We start from the raw sequence: 17,924 nt of genomic DNA on the forward strand, positions 1-17,924 counted from the left end.
ACCGACCGGCGGTCAGAGGTCGTGCGCTCGCGGGTCGGCCGGGTCCAGCCCGACCTCGGTGAGGTAGCGCGACGCGGCGGCGCGGTTGACGGCGTACCGCCCGGCGTCCGGGTCCCACCTGCGGTACGCGCCCACGACCCGGCGGGTCCGCGGCTCCGACGGGGTCGCGGCGGTGGACGTGACGACGTCGACGGTGGCGCCGACCCGCTGCGCCGCCTCGCGCACGGCGTCGACCACCCACGCGTCCTCGTCGTCGACAGTGGCGACCCGGTGCCGCGCCCGCGGATGCTCGCGGACGACCGCGGCGATGACGGCCCGCCCGGCGGCCCGGGACCCGCCCTCGGCGAGGCGCGTGCGGTCGGCCGGCACCCCGAGCGCAGCGGCCGCGTCGGTCACCTCGGCCCGGACGGCCGCGGCGAGCGCGTCGTCGGTCAGGGGCTCGCGCAGCTCTGCGTCCAGCGCCCGCCGGCGTGCCGTGTCGAGCCCGATGCCGGCATGCACCAGCACCAGGTGGTCGGGCCGGACCTCTGCGAGGGCGGCCCCGAACGCCAGCAGCTCGTGCCCGGGCCGGGCCAGGTACCAGACCTCGGTGCCCGTGCGCGCGGAGGCGAGTCCCGTGGCGAGGCCGACGAGCCGGCGAGCCGCCGACCGGGCGGTGCGGACCGCACCCCGGGCGAGGGCTCTGGGCCCGGCGGGGGGACCGACCCGCCGCTGCGGCCCGGTGCCCGCCGGGCCCGGCACGCTCCGAGGCGCCGGAGCGGGCGGTGCGGGCTCGGGCGCCCCCCGGCGTTCGACCCGCAGGCTGTAGCTGTGGTCGAAGTCCTCGGTCCACTCGAACTTCCACGGGTACCGGCCCGACCCGAAGTCGAAGACGGCGACGTCACCGTCGGCGAGCACGTGGTCGAGGACGTCGTACTGGATGACCTTGCCGAGGCGGTAGTCGCGCAGGGCCGGGTCGTACGCGCTCGTCCACGACAGGAGGGTGTCGCGGTGTCGGAAGGTCGAGCGCGCGGCGAGGAGCTCGCCCCCGGGGGACTCGTAGCAGAAGGTGCGCACCGCCCCGGGGGTCGCGAAGAGCCGCTCGTAGTGGGTGCGTCGCTGCGGGTCCTCGTACCAGGAGTGGCGCTCGTCGCGGCCCGCGTCCTCGACGAGGTGCTGCTTCTCGGCGACGTGCAGGCGCCCCAGCCGGTGGAACATGTCCGCGTCGTCGCCGTCGTGCACGACGAAGCGCACGTCGTGGTCCCGGACCAGCTTGTTCCGGTACTTGCGGGTCTTGGACGGCAGCCCGTGGTCGCGCTCGAACGCCTCGATCCCGGCCACCCCCGCGAGCGGGATCCGGGGGTGCTCGACCTGGTGCGTCAGGTGGCCGTTCCAGTGGTCGGACGCGAGGAGGACCGAGCACAGGTGCGACCCGGCCCGGATGTGGTCGAGCTGCAGCCGGTCCCATGCGTCGTCGGCGTCGACGTGCGCGAGCAGCGCCTTGAGGACCGTCGCCACCGGCGCGGCGGGGTCGAGGACCGGCGCCATCCAGTCGCCGTGGCTCGCGAAGCGCAGGACCTGCACCTCCCGGCCCTTGCTGCGGCGCCGCCGCAGCGCGAGCGGCAGGATGCCGACCACGGCGCCGTTCTGCCGCGCCACGAGGACCCGCAGCCCGAAGGTGTCGAGACCGCCGTACGCCTCCCACCACCCCCGGACGCAGTCGAAGGTCGTGTAGAACTCGGCCCGCGGGTCGGCGGCGTCGAGGCGCCGCCAGTCGTCCGCCAGGGCGTCGAGCCCGGCGGTGTCATCGACGACCTCGACGTCCACGGGCCACCTCCCTGAGCCAGGCCGGGGTGGCCGGCAGCTCGACCGTCCGGTGCAGTGCGGGCACGTGCAGGAGCTGGCTGCGGGGGGTGAAGCCGAGCCGCCCGTAGGACGCCCGGCTCGCGGCGTTCGCGTTCGTGATGGTCGTGACGGCGCGGCGAGCCCCGGCCTCGCGGGCGAGCTCCATCCGGCGCCGGATCGTGAACGCGTGCACGCCGCGCCGCTGGAAGCCCGCGAGCGTCCGGTCGTCGAAGAGGAAGACCTCGTCCGCTCGGAGCCGCAGGGTGTGCCCGATCCGGGAGTTCGGCCCGCTGCCCGCGATCATGTGGCACCAGCCCAGGAACGCCCCGTCCGCGTCCCGCACGACCCAGACCTGCTCGTCGGTGCCGAGCCGGTCGCGCAGCACCGCCAGCTTGCGCGCGTTCAGCCCTTTCGGAGCGGTGCGGTGGAACTCGGCGAGCAGTGCCTCGTCGGCTCGCTCGAGCCGGTAGCCACGGTCGGGTCCGGGGTCGGGCAGGTCGGTCAGGTCGCGGGCGAACGTCGTCAGACGCTCGTATCGCGGTGTCCTCGACGCCACGTGGTCCCTTCCACTCGCGGATGCCCGACCGGTCACGGCTACGCTAGCGCAGTGGCCTCGACCCCTCCGGTGCTCGCCCTCGTGCCGCACCAGGACGACGAGCTGCTCATCATGGGGGCAGCGCTGCGCAACGCCACCGCCGCGGGTCGCGAGGTCCACCTCGTCCTCTTCGGCCTCGGCGACGGGACCGCCGTCCGGCGCCGCGACATGCCCGCACTGCTCGGGCGGGAGCCGTCGCCGGAGGAGATCGGCCGGGTGCGCGACCGCGAGTTCTCGATGTCGGCCCACCTGCTCGGGGTCGAGCGGGCCCACGTGCACGCGGCGACACCGCGCCAGCGGGAGAAGTCCTTCACCCGGGACACCACCCACGAGGTCGTCACGGGGTGGGTGCAGCGCCTGCCGGACGCCGAGGTCTGGGTCGTCAGCGAGCACGACGAGAACCCCGACCACTCCGTTCTGGGCGCGGTCGTCGCGGACCTCGCCGCAAATGGGGGCCTGCGGCACCCGGCTCGCGCGTTCGTCGCCCCCTGGTGCCGCGACCGGCTCCCCCACCCTCCGCTCGAGCGGGAGACCGCCGACATCGGCTACCGGGAGCAGTACCCGTACCGCTACACCGACGTGGCGGCGGGCCAGTGGGGGGTCGGGCTGAGGTCGGTGCGTGGGTACTTCGACGCCCAGCTGGACGATCCGGCCTGCTGGAGCCACCGGCTGGAGCCGGCCACCGGCTGACCGCCGCCCGCCGCCCGCCGCGGGTCAGCCCTCGACGACGACACCCATCGCCCGCAGGATGCCGGCGGCGCCGACGACGTCGACGTGCAGCCCCCGGATCCGGTTGGCCGACGGGTCGATGAGGTACCCCGACGCCCCCGTGAGGTCCGCGTCGCGCAGGTCGGTGGCGGCGAACGTCGCCCCGGCGAGGTCCGCGCCGGTGAGCACGGCCCGGCGCAGGTCGGCGCCGGCGAGGTCGACCTCGTGCATCGAGCAGTCGGCGAACCGGGACGCGGCGGCCTCGACGTCGCGGAAGGAGCCGAGGTCGAGGCGGCACCGTTCGAAGTCCCACGGGCGCGTCGACAGCGGTGACGCCCCGGCCCGGCCCCACGCGACGGCGAGCGCCTTGCAGTCGACGAACCGGCAGTCGGTGAAGCGGGAGCCGTCGAGGTCGGCCATCGAGAGGTTGCAGCCGGTGAACGTGCAGTCGACGAAGGTGCTCGAGCGGAGCACGGCCTTCTCGAGGACGTTCCCGACGAACCGGCAGGCCTCGAACTCGGCCCCGTCGAGGACCTCGCCGGGGGCCAGCCCGTCGGTGAGGTCGGCGTCGGCCAGGTAGCCGCCGGACTCGGCGACGCGTTCGGCGAGGGTGGTCACCGTCAGTGCCGGTGCCGCTCGGCGAGCGCCCGCAGCTCGGCGATGGCGTCGGCTGCGGACTCCTTGCCGTACACAGCGGACCCGGCGACGAAGACGTCGGCCCCGGCCTCGGCGCACTGCTCGATGGTGTCGGCGGAGACCCCGCCGTCGACCTGGACCCAGATGTCGCCGCCGTGCCGGCGCACCGCCTCGCGGACCTGCCGCACCTTGGGCATCTGGTCGGCCATGAACGACTGGCCGCCGAAGCCCGGCTCGACGGTCATGACGAGGACCATGTCGACCTCGGCGAGGAGGTCGGCGTACGGTGCGAAGTCGGTGCCGGGCTTGACCGCGAACGCGGCCCGCGCCCCGGCGGCGCGGATGGCCCGGGCCGTGGCGACCGGGTCCGCGGCGGCCTCGACGTGGAAGGTCACCGACTCGGCGCCGGCCTCGGCGTACCCCGGGGCCCACCGGTCCGGGTCCTCGATCATCAGGTGGCAGTCGAGCGGGACGGGGCTGACCTCGCGCAGCCGCTCGACGACGGGGAGCCCGAGGGTGAGGTTGGGCACGAAGTGGTTGTCCATGACGTCGACGTGAGCCCAGTCGGCCGTCGCGATGGCCTCGAGCTCGGACTGGAGGTTGGCGAAGTCGGCGGCGAGGATCGAAGGCGAGATCAGCACAGGCGTCACCCTAGCGACCGGGTTCGTCGAGTTCCTCGCCACCGGTGCGGGCACGGACGTGGGCGATGCGCCACCGGCCGTCGCGCCGGACCAGGACGTCGGTGTAGCCGTGCACCATGGATCCGTCCGGGTCCACCCCGGGCGCCTGCGGCCCGAGCCCGCTGAGGCGGGCCGTCCCGTCGAGGACCGCGACGTCCTCGGTGAGCAGGTCGACGCGCAGCACCGTGCTCCGGTGTGAGGACCCGCGGGCCCAACCCGCGAACAGCTCCACCAACAGCGCCCTGGCCTCCGCTGAGCCACGGGCCACGTCGCCCCGCGGGCTGACGAGCACCACGTCGTCGGTCAGGCAGCGGAGCAACCCGTCGACGTCGCCGCGCCCCCACGCCTCGTCGTAGTCCGACTCGACCCGGCGGACCCGGTCGGTCTCGGCCTGGACCCATCGCGGGGTGCCTGGGTCAGCCATCGGCCCGCTTGCGGAGCAGGGCCAGGTACATCGCGTCGGTGCCGTGGACGTGCGGCCACAGCTGGACGGTGGGCCCGTCACCGAGGTTCGGCATCGGGGCCCCGGCGGCGTCGGTGAGGAAGGGGCGGGCGTCGACCAGCTCGACGTCGTCGCGCTTCTTCAGGACGTCGGTGACGACGAAGCGGGTCTCGGCGACGTGCGGGCTGCACGTCGCATAGGCCACGACCCCGCCGGGAGCGACGGCGTCGAGCGCCGACGCCAGCAGGGAGCGCTGGAGCGGGCCGAGCGTGGCGAGGTCCGACGGCTGGCGCCGCCAGCGCGCCTCGGGCCGCCGCCGCAGCGCGCCCAGCCCGGTGCAGGGCGCGTCGACGAGCACCCGCGCATAGGCCTCGGGCTCGTCCTCCCCCACCTCCCGGCCGTCGGCGGTGCGCACCTCGACGCGGCGACCGGCGGCCTCGGCCCGCTCGGAGACGAGCGCGAGCCCGGACCGGACGAGGTCGGCCCGGTGCGGGCTCACCTCGACGGCGGTGAGGTCGACCCCGGAGCGAACGGCGAGCGCGCCGAGCACGCCGGCCTTGCCGCCCGGCCCGGCACACAGGTCGAGCCAGCGGGCGGGCAGCCCGTCGGGCACGTCCACCGCGGCCAGTGCGAGGGCCAGGAGCTGGGAGCCCTCGTCCTGCACCGCGGCACGCCCGTCGCGGATTGCGGCGATCCGCCCGGGGTCGCCGCTGCGCAGGACGGCACCGATGGGCGAGGTGCGGCTCGGCTCGGCGTCCGCGGCGCTGGTGAGGTCCTCGACGGTGCTCAGGCCGGGGCGGGCGACGAGGTGCACGCGCGGGGGTTCGTTGTTCGCCGCGAGCAGGGCGACGAGCTCGGCGTCGACGGTCTCGGGGGTCGCGCGCCCGTGCCCGAGCAGTGAGGCGCGCAGGGCCGCGACGACCCACTCGGGGTGGGAGTGCCGGACGGCGAGGGCGTGGGCGCCACCGTCGGCCGGGGCGACGGCCTCGGTCCACTCCTCGAGGGTCCGCTCGCCGACCCGGCGGAGCACCGCGTTGACGAGGCCCGCTGCGCCCTGCCCGACGACCGTGCGCGCGAGCCCGACGGTCTGGTCGGCGGCGGCGTGGGCGGGCACCCGCATCCCGAGCAGCTGGTGGACCCCGAGCCGCAGCACGTCGAGGATGTTCGCGTCGATCTGCTCGGCCGGCCGGTCGGCGGCGACGGCGATGATCGCGTCGTAGAGGCCCTGCCAGCGGATGGTGCCGAACGCGAGCTCGGTGGCGAAGGCGGCGTCCCGGGCCTCGAGCCGGCGCGCCCGGATGACCTTGGGCATCTCGAGGTTCGCGTAGGCCCCCTCGGCGACGGCCCGCAGCAGCGTGTAGGCGGCGAACCGGGTGGGCTCGGCGGCGCGGGTGCGCTGCGCGGGGGTCGTGGCGGACCGGCGGCGGGGTCCGCCCCGGTGGGGGCGTGAAGGACGGTCGGGCACCTGAGGAGGCTAGCCGGGCGAGGCACGCAGCACCGAACGCCCGGGCGCGCCGACTGTCCCGGACACGGATCGTCCGGTTCCGGTCCTACCGTGGCCCCATGAGCGACATCGACGGCGTCGACCTGTCCGGGCGCACGGTCCGCCGGGCGGCCCTGCGCGACGTGGACGCCCGCGAGGTGGACCTGTCCGGGGCGCGGGCCCAGGACGTCCTCGCCAGCGGGCTCACCGTCCGCTCGGCCGACCTCAGCGGTTCCATCCTGCGGGACGTCCTCCTCGTCGACGTCCGCCTCCGCGGCTCGGCCCTCCAGCGCGTCGAGATCAGCGGCGAAATCGACGGCCTGACCGTCAACGGCATCGACGTCGGGCCGCTCGTCGAGGCCGAGCTCGACCGCCGGTTCCCCGACCACGCCGCGATGCGACCCACCGACGCCGCCGGGTTCCGGCACGCCTGGGACGTCCTAGAGGAGCTCTGGGCCGGCACGGTGGCCCGGGCCCGCCGGCTCGAGCCGCACCTCCTCCACGAGTCCGTCGACGGCGAGTGGTCCTTCGTGCAGACGCTCCGCCACCTCGCCTTCGCGACGGAGTCCTGGCTCGCCCGCGCGATCCTCGGGGACCCCCGCCCCTGGCACCCGCTCTCGCTGCCGTGGGACGAGGCACCGGACACTCCCGGCGTCCCCCGCGACCGGCAGGCCCGTCCCGACCTCGACACCGTCCTGGCCCTGCGGCACGACCGGCAGGCGATGGTGCGCCGCTACCTCGACGAGCTCACCGACGAGGGGCTCGCCGCCGCCACGGTGCCCGTCGAGGGGCCCGGCTGGCCGGAGCCGGTCTCGTTCCCGGTGCGCGAGTGTCTCCTCACGATCCTCAACGAGGAGTGGTGGCACCGCCGCTTCGCCGAGCGCGACCTCGACGCCCTCGAGTCCCGGGCCTGACCGTCAGTCCCCGGCCGGCTGCTGCCCGATGCCCAGCGGCTCCCGCGTCACCCGGTAGGTCGCCCAGCGCAGCGACTCGACCCGCCCGTCCGGGCCGCGCAGCACCCGCAAGGGCTCGTGCCGCTCGGCCCCGGACGTCGCGCGGAGCAGGTCCTCGCCGACCCGCTCGAAGCCCCAGGAGGCGCGCGCGGCAGGCCACGTCGGCGACCGCGCCTCGAGCACGCCCTGACGCACCGAGAAGTCCCACGGGCTCCCCTCGGAGTACCACCGACCGAGCAGCGGCCGCAGATCGGCGGGCACCTCGGTGCCCGGGCGCCACGGCGCCGGCTCGGCCGGGTCCCGGTCGAGGACGGTGTCGAGGAGCGCGGCCGCGAACGCCATCGGGTCCGGTGGCGTGGAGGAGTTCATGAGGACGATCACCGCCGTCCCGCAGGACCGGTCGGTGAACACCGCCGTGACATGCCCGGGCATGCCGCCGGTGTGCCCGGTGAGGACCCGGCCGCCGGGCGTGCGCAGCAGGAAGAAGCCGAGGCCCATCCCCAGCTGCCAGCCGTCGGGGTCGATGAACGCCCGCGGCCGGGTCATCTCGGCCATCGTCGCGGGGTCGAGGATGCCGGGGTCGGGGGCGGCGACGAAGGCGGTCCAGCGGGCGAGGTCCCCGGCGGTCGAGGCGAGGGCCCCGGCCGGCCCCGTCGCCCGAAGGTCGATGAGCGCCTCGGGGGCGGGCACGTCGTGCCACGGACCGACGAAGTAGCCGTGGGCGCGGGGCCCGTCGTCGAAGCCGACCGTGGTGCGGGCCATCGCCAGGGGGTCGAGCAGCCGGGCCCGCAGCGACTCGTCCCACGGGCGTCCGTCGAGCCGGGCCACGACCTGGCCGAGCAGGGCGAAGACGAGGTTGGAGTAGTGGAACTGGTCCCCGGGCCGGAGGACGCGCTCGGCCTGCTCGGCCTGCTCGAGCAGCGCCCGCGCGTCGGGGTGCTCGAGGGTCACCCACACGTCCCCGACCGGCTCCCGCTGCATCCCGGACAGGTGCGAGAGCGCGTCGCGGACCGTGAGGTCGTGCGACAGCCCGGGCAGGTGGTCGGCGAGGAGGTCCTCCAGGTCGAGCCGGCCCTCGTCGCGCAGCTGCATGACCATCGTCGCGACGAAGGTCTTGGTGTTGGAGGCGATGAGGAACTGGTCGTCCCGCGCCGGGGCGCGCTCGGTGCCGACCTCGGCCGTCCCCACCCCGGCCTCCCACAGGACCTCGCCGTGGCGCAAGATGCTGGCGTGGATGCCGGGCACCCGTCCGTCGCGTTGACGCTCGAGCACGAGGCGTCGGAGCAGGGCGGCCGTCGAGTCGCGGATCATGCCCCGACGCTAGATCACCGCGCCGCCCGCACCGCTCAGCCGGTCAGCTCGTCGGGGGCGAAGCGCGGGACGAGGGCGGCGACGACCTCCGCGTGGCGGACGAGGAACGCCCGCTCGTCGAGCCGCTTGCGCCGCATCCACCCGGTCACCTCGGCGTTGCACTTGCTCGCGTTGCACGAGCGGCAGGCCGGGACCACGTTGGCGAGGGTGTACCGACCGCCGCGCGAGACCGGCAGCACGCAGTCGCGCTGGTACGGGCCGTCGTCGGCGCCGCAGTAGGCGCACCGCCCCCAGGCGTCGACGACCGCGGCCCACTGCGGGGCCGTGAGGTCCTGCACGGCGCCGGCGAGGCGTCGCTTCCGCCGTCGGGCGGCCCGCACCCGCCGGACACCTGTCATGGCAGCGACGGTAGCCGCTGCGCCCGGGCCGGTCCGGGACGCGCCCGCTGACCGCGGGTCAGCCGAGCCGCTCCCCCGGTCCGATCCGGACCCCGCGGGCCCAGTCGGCGGCCGCCATCGGCTTCTTGCCGTGCGGTCGCACCTCGCCGAGCACCACCGGACCGGAGGCGGTGCCGACGAAGACGGCGCGCTTCGTCGGGTGGAGGTGCCCGGGCGCCAGGGCCGGACAGTCCGGCGGCGGTGCCGGGGCCGGGTCGACGGGGCCGACCTTGAGCCGCTCGTCGCGGAACACCGTCCAGGCCCCCGGGTGGGGGGTGCAGCCGCGGATGTGCCGGTCCACGACGTGCGAGGGCAGGCCCCAGCGGACCTCGGCCTCCTCCGTCGACAGCTTCGGGGCGTGGCTCACCCCGTCGGCGGGCTGCGGTACCGGGGACAGCGCGCCGTCCTCCAGGCCGTCCATCGTCGCGACGAGCAGGCCGGCGCCGACGTCGGCGAGCCGTCCCAGCAGGCTCCCGGCGGTGTCGTCGGGGCGCACCGTCTCGGTGACGGCGCCGAGCACCGGCCCGGTGTCGAGCCCTTCGTCGATGACGAACGTGCTGGCCCCCGTCACCTCGTCGCCGGCCATGAGGGCGCGCTGCACGGGCGCCGCACCGCGCCAGGCGGGCAGCAGCGAGAAGTGCAGGTTGACCCAGCCGTGGACCGGCACCTCGAGGGCGACCGGCGGCAGGAGCGCCCCGTACGCGACGACCGGGCAGCAGTCGGGTGCGATGGTGCGGAGGCGGTCGAGGAAGTCGGGATCGCGGGGTGTGCCCGGGGTGAGGACCTCGAGGCCGTGCTCGAGGGCCACCTCCTTGACCGGCGAGGGCGCGAGCGCGCGGCCACGTCCGGAGCGCGCGTCGGGCCGGGTGACGACGGCCGCGACCTCGTGCCGCGACGCCAGGAGCGCACGCAGGGACGGGAGGGCGGTGGCGGGGGTTCCGGCGAGGACGAGACGCACCCGGCGAGTCTAGGAGGCGCCGCCGGGGTGGTCAGGACGCCGGGTCGCGCGGGTCGACCCGGACGGTGACGGGGTCCGGCTCCTTGCGGGCGGACGCGCGGGCGCGCAGCGCCGCGAGCTCGCGGGCGAGGGCCGGACCGTCCGAGACCGGGACGGTGACGAGGGCTCGCCAGCGCTCCGGCCCGTGCGGCAGGGGGCCGAGCGTGGAGGCCGACGCGGGCAGCTCGAGCTCGGTGAGGGCCGAGCCGACGGCGGCGCGCGAGCCGGTGAGCGCGGCGAGGCGGGCGGTGGGCGGGAGCGCCAGCTCGCGCCGCTCGTCGAGCTCTCGGTCGGCGAACCAGACCGGGTCCCAGCGCACGAGCGCCTCGACCGCGGGGACCGAGACATGGGTGGGCGCCCCGGCCAGGACCACCCGGCCACCGGCGGAGGCGGGCCGGACGAGAGCGGCGGCGGCGCACCAGCGGCGCAGCGCCTCCTCGCCGGCGTCGAGGGTCGGCCGGTCGAGGAGGGCCCAGGCGTCCAGGAGCAGCGCGGCGGCGTAGCCCTCGGGGGCGACCGGCTCGGCGCCGGGCGTGGCCACCACGAGCCGCGGACCGGGCCCGACCTCGTCGAGCACGGTCCCCGCGCCGGACCGCTCGACGGGGACGCCCGGGAAGGCGCGGCCCAGCTCTTCGGCGGTGCGCCGGGCCCCGACGACGGAGGACCGCAGCCGGGAGCCGGAGCACGCGGGGCACGAGAACCGCGTCTCGACCCGGCCGCACCACCGGCAGGCGGGCGGGCCCTGGGGACCCGGCAGCCCGAGCGGACCCGAGCACTCCCGGCACCGGGCCGGCCGCCGGCAGTCCTGGCACGTCAGGGAGGGCAGGTACCCCCGCCGCGGGACCTGGACGAGCACCGGCCCGCTCGCCAGCGCCTCCTTCGCGGCGCGCCAGGCCACGGACGGCAGGTGGGCGGCGGCGACCGCGGGGTCGCGTTCGAGGTCGCTGCCCTCGCCCGCGACGTGCACCGCCGGGACGGCGGCGCGCACGACCGCGCGCGGCGCGTCGAGGGCCTTGAGCACGTCGCGCGCCACGAGGTCGGCGACGGCGGCGGAGCGGGTGAGCCCGGCGGCGAGCACGGCCGCCCCTTCACGGTGCGCCCGCGCGAGGAGGACCTCCCGGACGTGCGGGTACGGCGCCCGCGGCTCGTCGAGGAGGTCGTCGCCGTCGTCCCACCACACCACCAGCCCGAGGTCCCGGACCGGCGCGAAGGCCGCCGCGCGGGTGCCGACGACGACGGGGGTGTGGCCGCGTCGGGCCTTGAGGAACGCCGTGTACCGCGCCTGGGGGCCCTGGTCGGCCGTCAGACGGGTGTGTCGCCCGGCGCCGAGCGCCGCGACGAGGGCTGCCTCGACCCGGACCACGTCGCGGTGGTCGGGGACGACGACGACGGCTCCGCGCCCGGCCTCGACGGCGACCCGCACGGCCCCGGCGAGGAGTGCGGGCCAGGCCGCGGTCGGGTCGGCCGCGGGCAGCGCCAGGACCGACGCGGCGGGCGCCCCGCCCTCGCGCAGGTGGGTGAGGAACGCCGGGCCGGCGACGTACGGGGCCCAGGCCCGGGGCTCGTGCGGCGGCAGGGCCGGGTGCTCGGGCGGGTCGGTGGGGAGCGCCTGTTCGGCGCGCGCGTGCCGGGGTGGCACGGCCAGGCGCAGCACGTCGCCGAGGGTCCCCGCATAGCGGTCGGCCACGGCCCGCGCGGCGTCGAGGACCGCCGGGGTGAGGACGGCCTCGGGCGAGACGAGCCGCCGCAGCGCCGACAGCCGCCCGACGTGCTCGGCCGCGTCGCGACGCTCGAGCACCCAGCCGTCGAGGTCCTGACCGGCGAAGCGCACCTTGACCCGGGTGCCCGGCTCGGCCCCGTCGGCCATCGACTCGGGGACGGCGTACTCGAAGGGACGGTCGAGGTGGGCGAGCCCGGTGTCGACCTGGACCAGCGCGACCGGGCGGTCGTCGGTGACGGGGTCGGCGCCCGCCAGCCGGCGCGGGCGGGCCGGCCGCGCCCCCGCGAGGAGGGCCAGCTGCTCGCCCTCGTCGCTCGTCGCCGTCACGTTCCCGAACCTAGCGGAGCCCGCCGACCCCCGACGGGGCGGCGGGCTCCACCTGTGGATGACGCAGCGGTCAGCCGGCCACGGCGCGCTGCAGCGCCTCGACCCGGTCGGTGCGCTCCCAGGTGAACGCGTCGGTGACGCCCGGCGCCGTCGTGCGGCCGAAGTGGCCGTACGCGGCGGTCGGCTTGTAGATGGGACGCAGCAGGTCGAGGTCCTCGAGGATCGCGAGGGGCCGAAGGTCGAAGACGGCGTCGATGGCGGCCTGGATCCTCTCGACCGGCGCGGTCTCGGTGCCGAAGGTCTCGACGTACAGCCCGACCGGGTGGGCGACGCCGATGGCGTACGCGACCTGGACCTCGCAGCGCCGGGCGAGGCCCGCGGCGACGACGTTCTTGGCGACCCAGCGCATCGCGTAGGCGCCGGACCGGTCCACCTTGGACGGGTCCTTGCCCGAGAACGCTCCCCCACCGTGGCGGGCCATGCCGCCGTAGGTGTCGACGATGATCTTGCGGCCGGTGAGCCCGGCGTCACCCATCGGGCCGCCGATGACGAACTTGCCGGTGGGGTTGATGTAGCTGCGGTAGGAGTCGGTGCGCAGCTCGGTCCCGGCCTCGGCGAGCTCGGCGAGGACGGGCTCGATGACGTGGGTGCGGATGTCCGGCTCCAGCAGCCCGTCGAGGCTGATGTCCTCGGCGTGCTGGGTCGAGAGGACGACGGCGTCGAGCGAGACGGCCGTGTCGCCGTCGTACGCGATCGTCACCTGGGTCTTGCCGTCGGGGCGCAGGTACGAGAGGTCGCCGTTCTTGCGGACCGCGGACAGCCGCTCCGAGAGCCGGTGCGCGAGGAAGACCGGCAGCGGCATGAGCTCGGGGGTGTCGTCGCAGGCATAGCCGAACATCAGGCCCTGGTCGCCGGCGCCCTGCTTGTCCCGCGGGTCGACCCCGCCCGTCCGGTTCTCGAAGGCCGTGTCCACACCCTGGGCGATGTCGGGGCTCTGCTGGCCGATCGAGACCGAGACGCCGCACGACCCGCCGTCGAAGCCCTTCGTCGAGGAGTCGTAGCCGATACCGAGCACCGTCTCGCGGACCACCTGCGGGATCTCGACGTACGCCTCCGTGGTCACCTCACCGGCGACGTGGACGAGCCCGGTCGTCACCATGGTCTCGACGGCGACACGGCTGCGCGGGTCCTGCGCGAGCAGGGCGTCGAGGATGCTGTCGGAGATCTGGTCGCAGATCTTGTCCGGGTGACCTTCGGTGACGGACTCGGACGTGAACAGGCGTGCGGACACGCGGCTTCTCCTTCGTGTGGGGGGTGGCGACCACCGGCTGGGGGCGGCGGGCACCCGGCCCAATCTACCTGTCGGCGGGCGCGCCGCCCGGCGAGTCCGACCTCCGGGCTTCATCTGGAATCATGGGGGTCGTGTCTGACGGGACCAACGGTGTGACAACGACGCTCGGCTCCGGGTCGAGCGCGCCCGAGAGCCCGGTCGACGAGGCGCTCACCCTGCTGACCCGCGCCCAGACGCTCGCCGACCAGCTGCGCGAGGAGGCCGGGCGCGAGCTGACCGACGCGCGCGCCGAGTCGGCCCGGCTCCGGGCCGAGGCCGCGGCCGCGGCGCACGAGCTCGCCGAGCTGACCACCCGGGTCGAGGAGGGCCGCGCCGAGGCCGAGCGCAGCCTGCAAGAGACCCGGTCCGAGGTCGAGATCATGCTCGCCGACGCCGCCGACCAGGCCTCGCTGCTGCGGGCCCGCGCGACCAAGGCCAGCGACGAGGCCATCTCGATCGCCGAGGAGCAGGCCGCCGCGCTCGTCGCCGACGCGCAGGACCGTGCGACCGCGCTGCTCGACCGGGCGCGGACCGAGCACGAGACGACGATGGCCCGGCTGGCCGAGGAGGAGCGGGCCCACCAGGAGCGGTGGGAGGCCGAGCATGCGGCGCACGCCGCCGAGCTCGCGAGCCTGCGCGAGTCCACCGGGTCCGAGCTCGCCGCGCTGCGCCGGGAGACCGACGAGTACGCGGCCCGGCACCGCGGTGCCGCCGAGGCCGAGGCGCTCGCCCGGCTCGAGGACGTGGCGACCCGTGAGGAGCAGTCCCGCGCGGACGTCGACCGGCTCGTCGAGGATGCCCGGGCGATGGCGGCCCGGCTGGTCGGCGACGCGGAGGCCGAGGCCCGCGACACGATCGACACCGCCGAGAAGCACCTCGCCTGGGCGCAGGGCACGGTGCGCGAGATCCTCGACCGGGCCGAGGCCGAGCGCGAACACCGGGCTCGCACCCACCACCAGGAGCTCACCGCCCGCACCCGCACCCACCGGCAGCGGGTGCAGACCATCCTCGGGAGTGCCACGGCGAAGTCGCGCGACCGTCTCGCCGAGGCCGAGTCGGAGTCCCGGCGGATGCGCGAGCTCGCCGAGTCCGTCCTCGCCGAGGCCCGGGCCGACGCCGAGCGCACCCGTGACGCCGCCGCGAAGGAAGCCGCGCGACTCGTCGAGGAGGCCCGCCGCCGCGAGGTCGAGGCCAACGCCCGGGCCGACCGCCGGCTCAGCGAGGCCGAGGACGGCGCCCGGCTCGTCCGCCAGGCGGCCGCCGAGGACGTCGAGCGCATGCACCGCGAGGCCCACGAGTACCACCGTGCCGCCCGGGCCGAGATCGTCACGGCCTCCGAGCAGGCCCGGCAGCGGGCGGACGGCGTCCGGGCCGAGGCGCACGCCGCCGTCGAGCGCGCGCGCGCCGAGGTGCATACACTCGCAGCGCGCCGTGATGCCATCAACGCTCAGCTCGGGCGGCTGTCCGGGGTCATCGAGGCCCTGGCCGTCCACGACGGGTCCGCGGGCCCGGCACACGCCGACAGCGACGCCGCCGCCGTCGACCAGACCCACATCTCCACCTCAGATCCACAGGAGTCCTGATGAACCAGCCGGAGTTCCCGACCGTCTTCCGTGGCTACGACCCCGTGCAGGTCGACGCCCACGTCGCGGCGCTGCACCAGGCCGTCGAGTCGGCCCGCCGGGAGGCGGAGGCCGCGCGGCAGGAGGCGGCCGAGAACTCGGTCCAGCTGACGAAGGCGCGCCAGGACCGGGAGTCCGCGAGCGAGGAGCTCGAGTCGCACCGCGCGAAGGTGGCCGAGCTCGAGGAGCAGTCCCGGCAGGTCTCCAACCCGACCTTCGCCGACCTCGGCGACCGGATCGGCCGGATGCTCGGGCTCGCCGACGAGGAGGCCGGGTCGATCCGCGACGCCGCCACCGCGCAGGCCGACGAGGTCCGCCGGGCCGCCACCGACGAGAGCCAGCTCGTCCGCGCGGAGGCCGACCGGTACGCCGAGGAGGTGCGCAACCGCGCCGACACCGACGCCGCCGAGATCCTCTCGCGCGCCAAGGCGCAGGCCGACTCGATCGTCGACGACGCCGCGCGGGAGGCCGCCGCCCGCCATGAGGAGGCCGAGGCGTACTACGAGAAGCAGCGGGCCACCGCTGCCGCGCAGGCCGCCGACTTCGAGCGGACGCTCGGCGAGCGGCGCGAGCGGTCCGCGGCGGAGTTCAACGAGCAGATGGCCACCCAGGACGACGCGCTGCGCGCCATCCAGGAGCGCGCGGACCTGCTGGCCCGCGAGGCCGACGAGGACCACACCGCCAAGCTCGCCGAGTCGAACCGGATCCTGGAGTCGGCCCGCGCCGAGGCCGCCGAGATCGTCCGGGTGTCCAAGGAGCAGGCCGAGCGGGTGCGCCGTGACTCCGAGCGCGAGCTGGCCGCCGCGACGGCCCGCCGCGACAGCATCACCGCGCAGCTGTCCAACGTGCGCAACATGCTCGCGACCCTCGGTGGCCCGGCTGCGGCCGAGGCGATCGTCGCGAGCACCGAGGCGCCGCCGGCCGAGGACGCCGCGGCGGGTCAGGAGCCCGAGGAGCCGGTCACCGACGACGCCGCCACCGACGAGACGGTCACCGACGAGACGGTCTCGGACGAGGCCGCCACCGACGGTGAGCCGGCCGACGAGGAGGCCCCCACGGACGGGTCGACCGAGGAGACGGTCGTCGAGGTTTCCGACGAAGAGGCCGACGAAGAGGTCGAGCCCGAGGACGCGGTCGGCGCGGACGCGGCGGACCAGGGCCACGCCGAGGGCGGGAAGCAGAAGAAGAAGCGCGCGGCCGCGCACCGCTGACCCGGGACCGGCGGCGGCTCACGCGGCCGCCGGGCGCTCCGGCCGGCCTCAGAGCAGGTCGGAGACGACGTCCCACACGGCGCCGGCGACCGTGGTCTTGGTCGCCGGGCCGACGTCGAGGACCTGCTCGCTCCCCCGGCGCAGGACGTGAACGGTGTTCTCGTCCTTGCCGAACGTCACGCCCGCGCCCACCTCGTTGACGACGAGGACGTCGCAGCCCTTGCGCGCGAGCTTGGCGCGGCCGTGCTCGAGCACCGACCCGGTGCCGTCGCCGGTCTCGGCGGCGAAGCCGACGAGCACCGGGGCCGAGGCACCGCCGCGCTCGGCGACGAGCCCGGCGAGGATGTCGGGGTTGCGCACGAGGGCGACCGTGGGCGCCGAGTCGTCGGCCGCACCGTCGGCATCGGGGCCGTGGGTCTTCTTGATCTTGTGGGCCGCCACCTGCGCCGGGCGGAAGTCGGCCACCGCGGCGGCCATGACGACGACGTCAGCGGAGGCGGCCGCCTCACGGACCGCGGCCTGCATCTCGAGCGCCGTCTCGACGTGGACGGCCGTGGCTCCCGGCGGCACCGGCAGCCCGGACGTCGTGACGAGCGTGACGTCGGCGCCCCGCTGCACGGCGACGGCCGCGAGGGCGTAGCCCTGCTTGCCGGAGGACCGGTTGCCGAGGTACCGCACCGGGTCGAGGGGCTCCCGGGTCCCGCCGGCGGAGACGACCACCCGCCGCCCCTCCAGATCTCCCCGACTTTTCAGGCTGGCGTCCGCCGACACGCCGCCGGCGGCCCCGCTCGCGCGGGCCCCAGCATGAGAAGTGGGGGACGCGCCGGGGTGGGAGAGCTCGCGCTGGCAGATCGCGAAGAGGTCCTCGGGCTCCGGCAGCCGGCCCGGGCCGGAGTCCTGCCCGGTGAGCCGCCCGGACGCCGGCGGCACGACGTGCACGCCGCGCTCGGAGAGCGTCGCGACGTTGGCCTGCGTGGCCGGGTGCTCCCACATCTCGGTGTGCATCGCCGGGGCCATGACCACGGGGCAGCGGGCCGTGAGCAGGACGTTGGTGAGGAGGTCGTCGGCCTGCCCGGTGGCCGCGCGCGCGAGCAGGTCGGCGGTGGCCGGGGCGACGACGACGAGGTCGGCCTCCTGGCCGATCCGGACGTGCGGGACCTCGGTGATGTCGGACCACACGTCGGTGTGCACCGGCTTGCCCGACAGCGCCGACCAGGTGGCCTCGCCCACGAAGTGCAGGGCGGAGGCGGTCGGCACGACCGTGACGTCGTGGCCGGCCTCGGACAGGAGACGCAGCAGGCTGCACGCCTTGTACGCCGCGATGCCCCCGGCGACCCCGAGGACGACCTTCACGCCGGTCAGCCCTCGGCGGGCTGCTCGCCGCCCTCGGGGGTGGGCTCGGAGGTCAGCAGACCCTCGTTGATCTCACGGAGGGAGATCGACAGCGGCTTCTCGTGCACCTCGGAGTCGACGAGCGGGCCGACGTACTCGAGCAGGCCCTCCTGGAGCTGGGCGTAGTACGCGTTGATCTGGCGGGCCCGCTTGGCCGAGTACAGGACGAGCGCGTACTTGGAGTCGGCTCGCTCGAGGAGCTCGTCGATCGGCGGGTTGGTGATGCCGATGGGGTTCGCGATGGTTCCAGACACGC

General features: G+C 75.9%; 17 protein-coding genes. 4 read left to right on the forward strand and 13 right to left on the reverse strand.

Annotated features, from left to right (window positions below):
* Positions 1 to 12: 12 nt before the first annotated feature.
* Positions 13 to 1,806 (reverse strand): GNAT family N-acetyltransferase, encoded by a 1,794-nt coding sequence (locus Q0963_RS10560; protein ID WP_299445487.1) that lies wholly within the window; start codon positions 1,804 to 1,806, stop codon positions 13 to 15.
* Positions 1,784 to 2,380, reverse strand: a complete 597-nt coding sequence (locus tag Q0963_RS10565; RefSeq protein ID WP_299445489.1) for a GNAT family N-acetyltransferase — start codon at positions 2,378 to 2,380, stop codon at positions 1,784 to 1,786. The genes Q0963_RS10560 and Q0963_RS10565 overlap by 23 nt, the downstream gene beginning before the upstream one ends.
* Positions 2,381 to 2,431: 51 nt before the next feature.
* Here Q0963_RS10565 and Q0963_RS10570 point away from each other — a divergent pair, with 51 nt between their 5' ends.
* Positions 2,432 to 3,109, forward strand: coding sequence for a PIG-L family deacetylase (locus Q0963_RS10570; RefSeq protein ID WP_299445491.1), 678 nt, complete (start codon positions 2,432 to 2,434; stop codon positions 3,107 to 3,109).
* 24 nt (positions 3,110 to 3,133) lie between these two features.
* Here the strand turns inward: Q0963_RS10570 and Q0963_RS10575 are convergent, their stop codons facing one another.
* From Q0963_RS10575 to Q0963_RS10590, 4 genes are read right to left on the reverse strand one after another with little or no spacing between them, the layout of a single operon-like run.
* Positions 3,134 to 3,745: a pentapeptide repeat-containing protein gene (locus Q0963_RS10575; RefSeq protein ID WP_299445493.1), complete on the reverse strand. Its 612-nt coding sequence runs from the start codon at positions 3,743 to 3,745 to the stop codon at positions 3,134 to 3,136.
* Between the two features lie 2 nt (positions 3,746 to 3,747).
* On the reverse strand, positions 3,748 to 4,404 hold the full coding sequence (gene rpe, locus Q0963_RS10580; protein ID WP_299445494.1) for a ribulose-phosphate 3-epimerase: 657 nt from the start codon (positions 4,402 to 4,404) through the stop codon (positions 3,748 to 3,750).
* A gap of 10 nt (positions 4,405 to 4,414) precedes the next feature.
* Positions 4,415 to 4,867, reverse strand: coding sequence for an SgcJ/EcaC family oxidoreductase (locus Q0963_RS10585; RefSeq protein WP_299445496.1), 453 nt, complete (start codon positions 4,865 to 4,867; stop codon positions 4,415 to 4,417).
* The gene (locus Q0963_RS10590; RefSeq protein ID WP_299445498.1) at positions 4,860 to 6,350 is read right to left on the reverse strand and encodes an RsmB/NOP family class I SAM-dependent RNA methyltransferase; all 1,491 of its coding nucleotides are present in this window, start codon (positions 6,348 to 6,350) and stop codon (positions 4,860 to 4,862) included. The genes Q0963_RS10585 and Q0963_RS10590 overlap by 8 nt, the downstream gene beginning before the upstream one ends.
* A 98-nt stretch (positions 6,351 to 6,448) precedes the next feature.
* Here Q0963_RS10590 and Q0963_RS10595 point away from each other — a divergent pair, with 98 nt between their 5' ends.
* A complete protein-coding gene (locus Q0963_RS10595) occupies positions 6,449 to 7,282 on the forward strand; it encodes a DinB family protein (RefSeq protein WP_299445500.1) in 834 nt (277 codons plus the stop codon).
* Between the two features lie 3 nt (positions 7,283 to 7,285).
* On the opposite strand, the gene Q0963_RS10600 is transcribed toward Q0963_RS10595, so the two are convergent.
* From Q0963_RS10600 to metK, 5 genes are all read right to left on the reverse strand, one after another.
* Positions 7,286 to 8,632: a serine hydrolase gene (locus Q0963_RS10600; protein WP_299445502.1), complete on the reverse strand. Its 1,347-nt coding sequence runs from the start codon at positions 8,630 to 8,632 to the stop codon at positions 7,286 to 7,288.
* 35 nt (positions 8,633 to 8,667) lie between these two features.
* Entirely contained in the window at positions 8,668 to 9,030 is a 363-nt protein-coding gene (locus Q0963_RS10605; protein ID WP_299445504.1) for an HNH endonuclease, read from the reverse strand.
* A gap of 58 nt (positions 9,031 to 9,088) precedes the next feature.
* Entirely contained in the window at positions 9,089 to 10,027 is a 939-nt protein-coding gene (locus tag Q0963_RS10610; protein ID WP_299445505.1) for a methionyl-tRNA formyltransferase, read from the reverse strand.
* Between the two features lie 31 nt (positions 10,028 to 10,058).
* On the reverse strand, positions 10,059 to 12,113 hold the full coding sequence (locus tag Q0963_RS10615; protein WP_299445506.1) for a primosome assembly protein PriA: 2,055 nt from the start codon (positions 12,111 to 12,113) through the stop codon (positions 10,059 to 10,061).
* Between the two features lie 70 nt (positions 12,114 to 12,183).
* The gene (metK, locus tag Q0963_RS10620; protein WP_299445507.1) at positions 12,184 to 13,404 is read right to left on the reverse strand and encodes a methionine adenosyltransferase; all 1,221 of its coding nucleotides are present in this window, start codon (positions 13,402 to 13,404) and stop codon (positions 12,184 to 12,186) included.
* A gap of 131 nt (positions 13,405 to 13,535) precedes the next feature.
* Here metK and Q0963_RS10625 point away from each other — a divergent pair, with 131 nt between their 5' ends.
* Together Q0963_RS10625 and Q0963_RS10630 are read left to right on the forward strand one after the other, a co-directional pair.
* Positions 13,536 to 15,026, forward strand: a complete 1,491-nt coding sequence (locus Q0963_RS10625; RefSeq protein WP_299445509.1) for a hypothetical protein — start codon at positions 13,536 to 13,538, stop codon at positions 15,024 to 15,026.
* On the forward strand, positions 15,026 to 16,276 hold the full coding sequence (locus Q0963_RS10630; RefSeq protein ID WP_299445511.1) for a hypothetical protein: 1,251 nt from the start codon (positions 15,026 to 15,028) through the stop codon (positions 16,274 to 16,276). The genes Q0963_RS10625 and Q0963_RS10630 overlap by 1 nt, the downstream gene beginning before the upstream one ends.
* A gap of 48 nt (positions 16,277 to 16,324) precedes the next feature.
* Here Q0963_RS10630 and Q0963_RS10635 read toward each other — a convergent pair whose 3' ends face one another.
* Positions 16,325 to 17,629, reverse strand: a complete 1,305-nt coding sequence (locus tag Q0963_RS10635; RefSeq protein WP_299445512.1) for a phosphopantothenate--cysteine ligase family flavoprotein — start codon at positions 17,627 to 17,629, stop codon at positions 16,325 to 16,327.
* Positions 17,630 to 17,634: 5 nt separating this feature from the next.
* The gene (gene rpoZ, locus Q0963_RS10640) at positions 17,635 to 17,922 is read right to left on the reverse strand and encodes a DNA-directed RNA polymerase subunit omega (protein WP_299445513.1); all 288 of its coding nucleotides are present in this window, start codon (positions 17,920 to 17,922) and stop codon (positions 17,635 to 17,637) included.
* Between the last annotated feature and the right edge of the window lie 2 nt (positions 17,923 to 17,924).

Source organism: uncultured Phycicoccus sp., from assembly GCF_947495705.1.
In the GTDB taxonomy this organism is placed as follows: domain Bacteria; phylum Actinomycetota; class Actinomycetes; order Actinomycetales; family Dermatophilaceae; genus Phycicoccus.

Bases quoted from the DNA above. Each gene is read 5' to 3' on its own strand.
- Q0963_RS10585 (WP_299445496.1), bottom strand. From the start codon at position 4,867: ATGGCTGACCCAGGCACCCCGCGATGGGTCCAGGCCGAGACCGACCGG.
- Q0963_RS10595 (WP_299445500.1), top strand. From the start codon at position 6,449: ATGAGCGACATCGACGGCGTCGACCTGTCCGGGCGCACGGTCCGCCGG.
- Q0963_RS10600 (WP_299445502.1), bottom strand. From the start codon at position 8,632: ATGATCCGCGACTCGACGGCCGCCCTGCTCCGACGCCTCGTGCTCGAG.
- Q0963_RS10605 (WP_299445504.1), bottom strand. From the start codon at position 9,030: ATGACAGGTGTCCGGCGGGTGCGGGCCGCCCGACGGCGGAAGCGACGC.
- Q0963_RS10630 (WP_299445511.1), top strand. From the start codon at position 15,026: ATGAACCAGCCGGAGTTCCCGACCGTCTTCCGTGGCTACGACCCCGTG.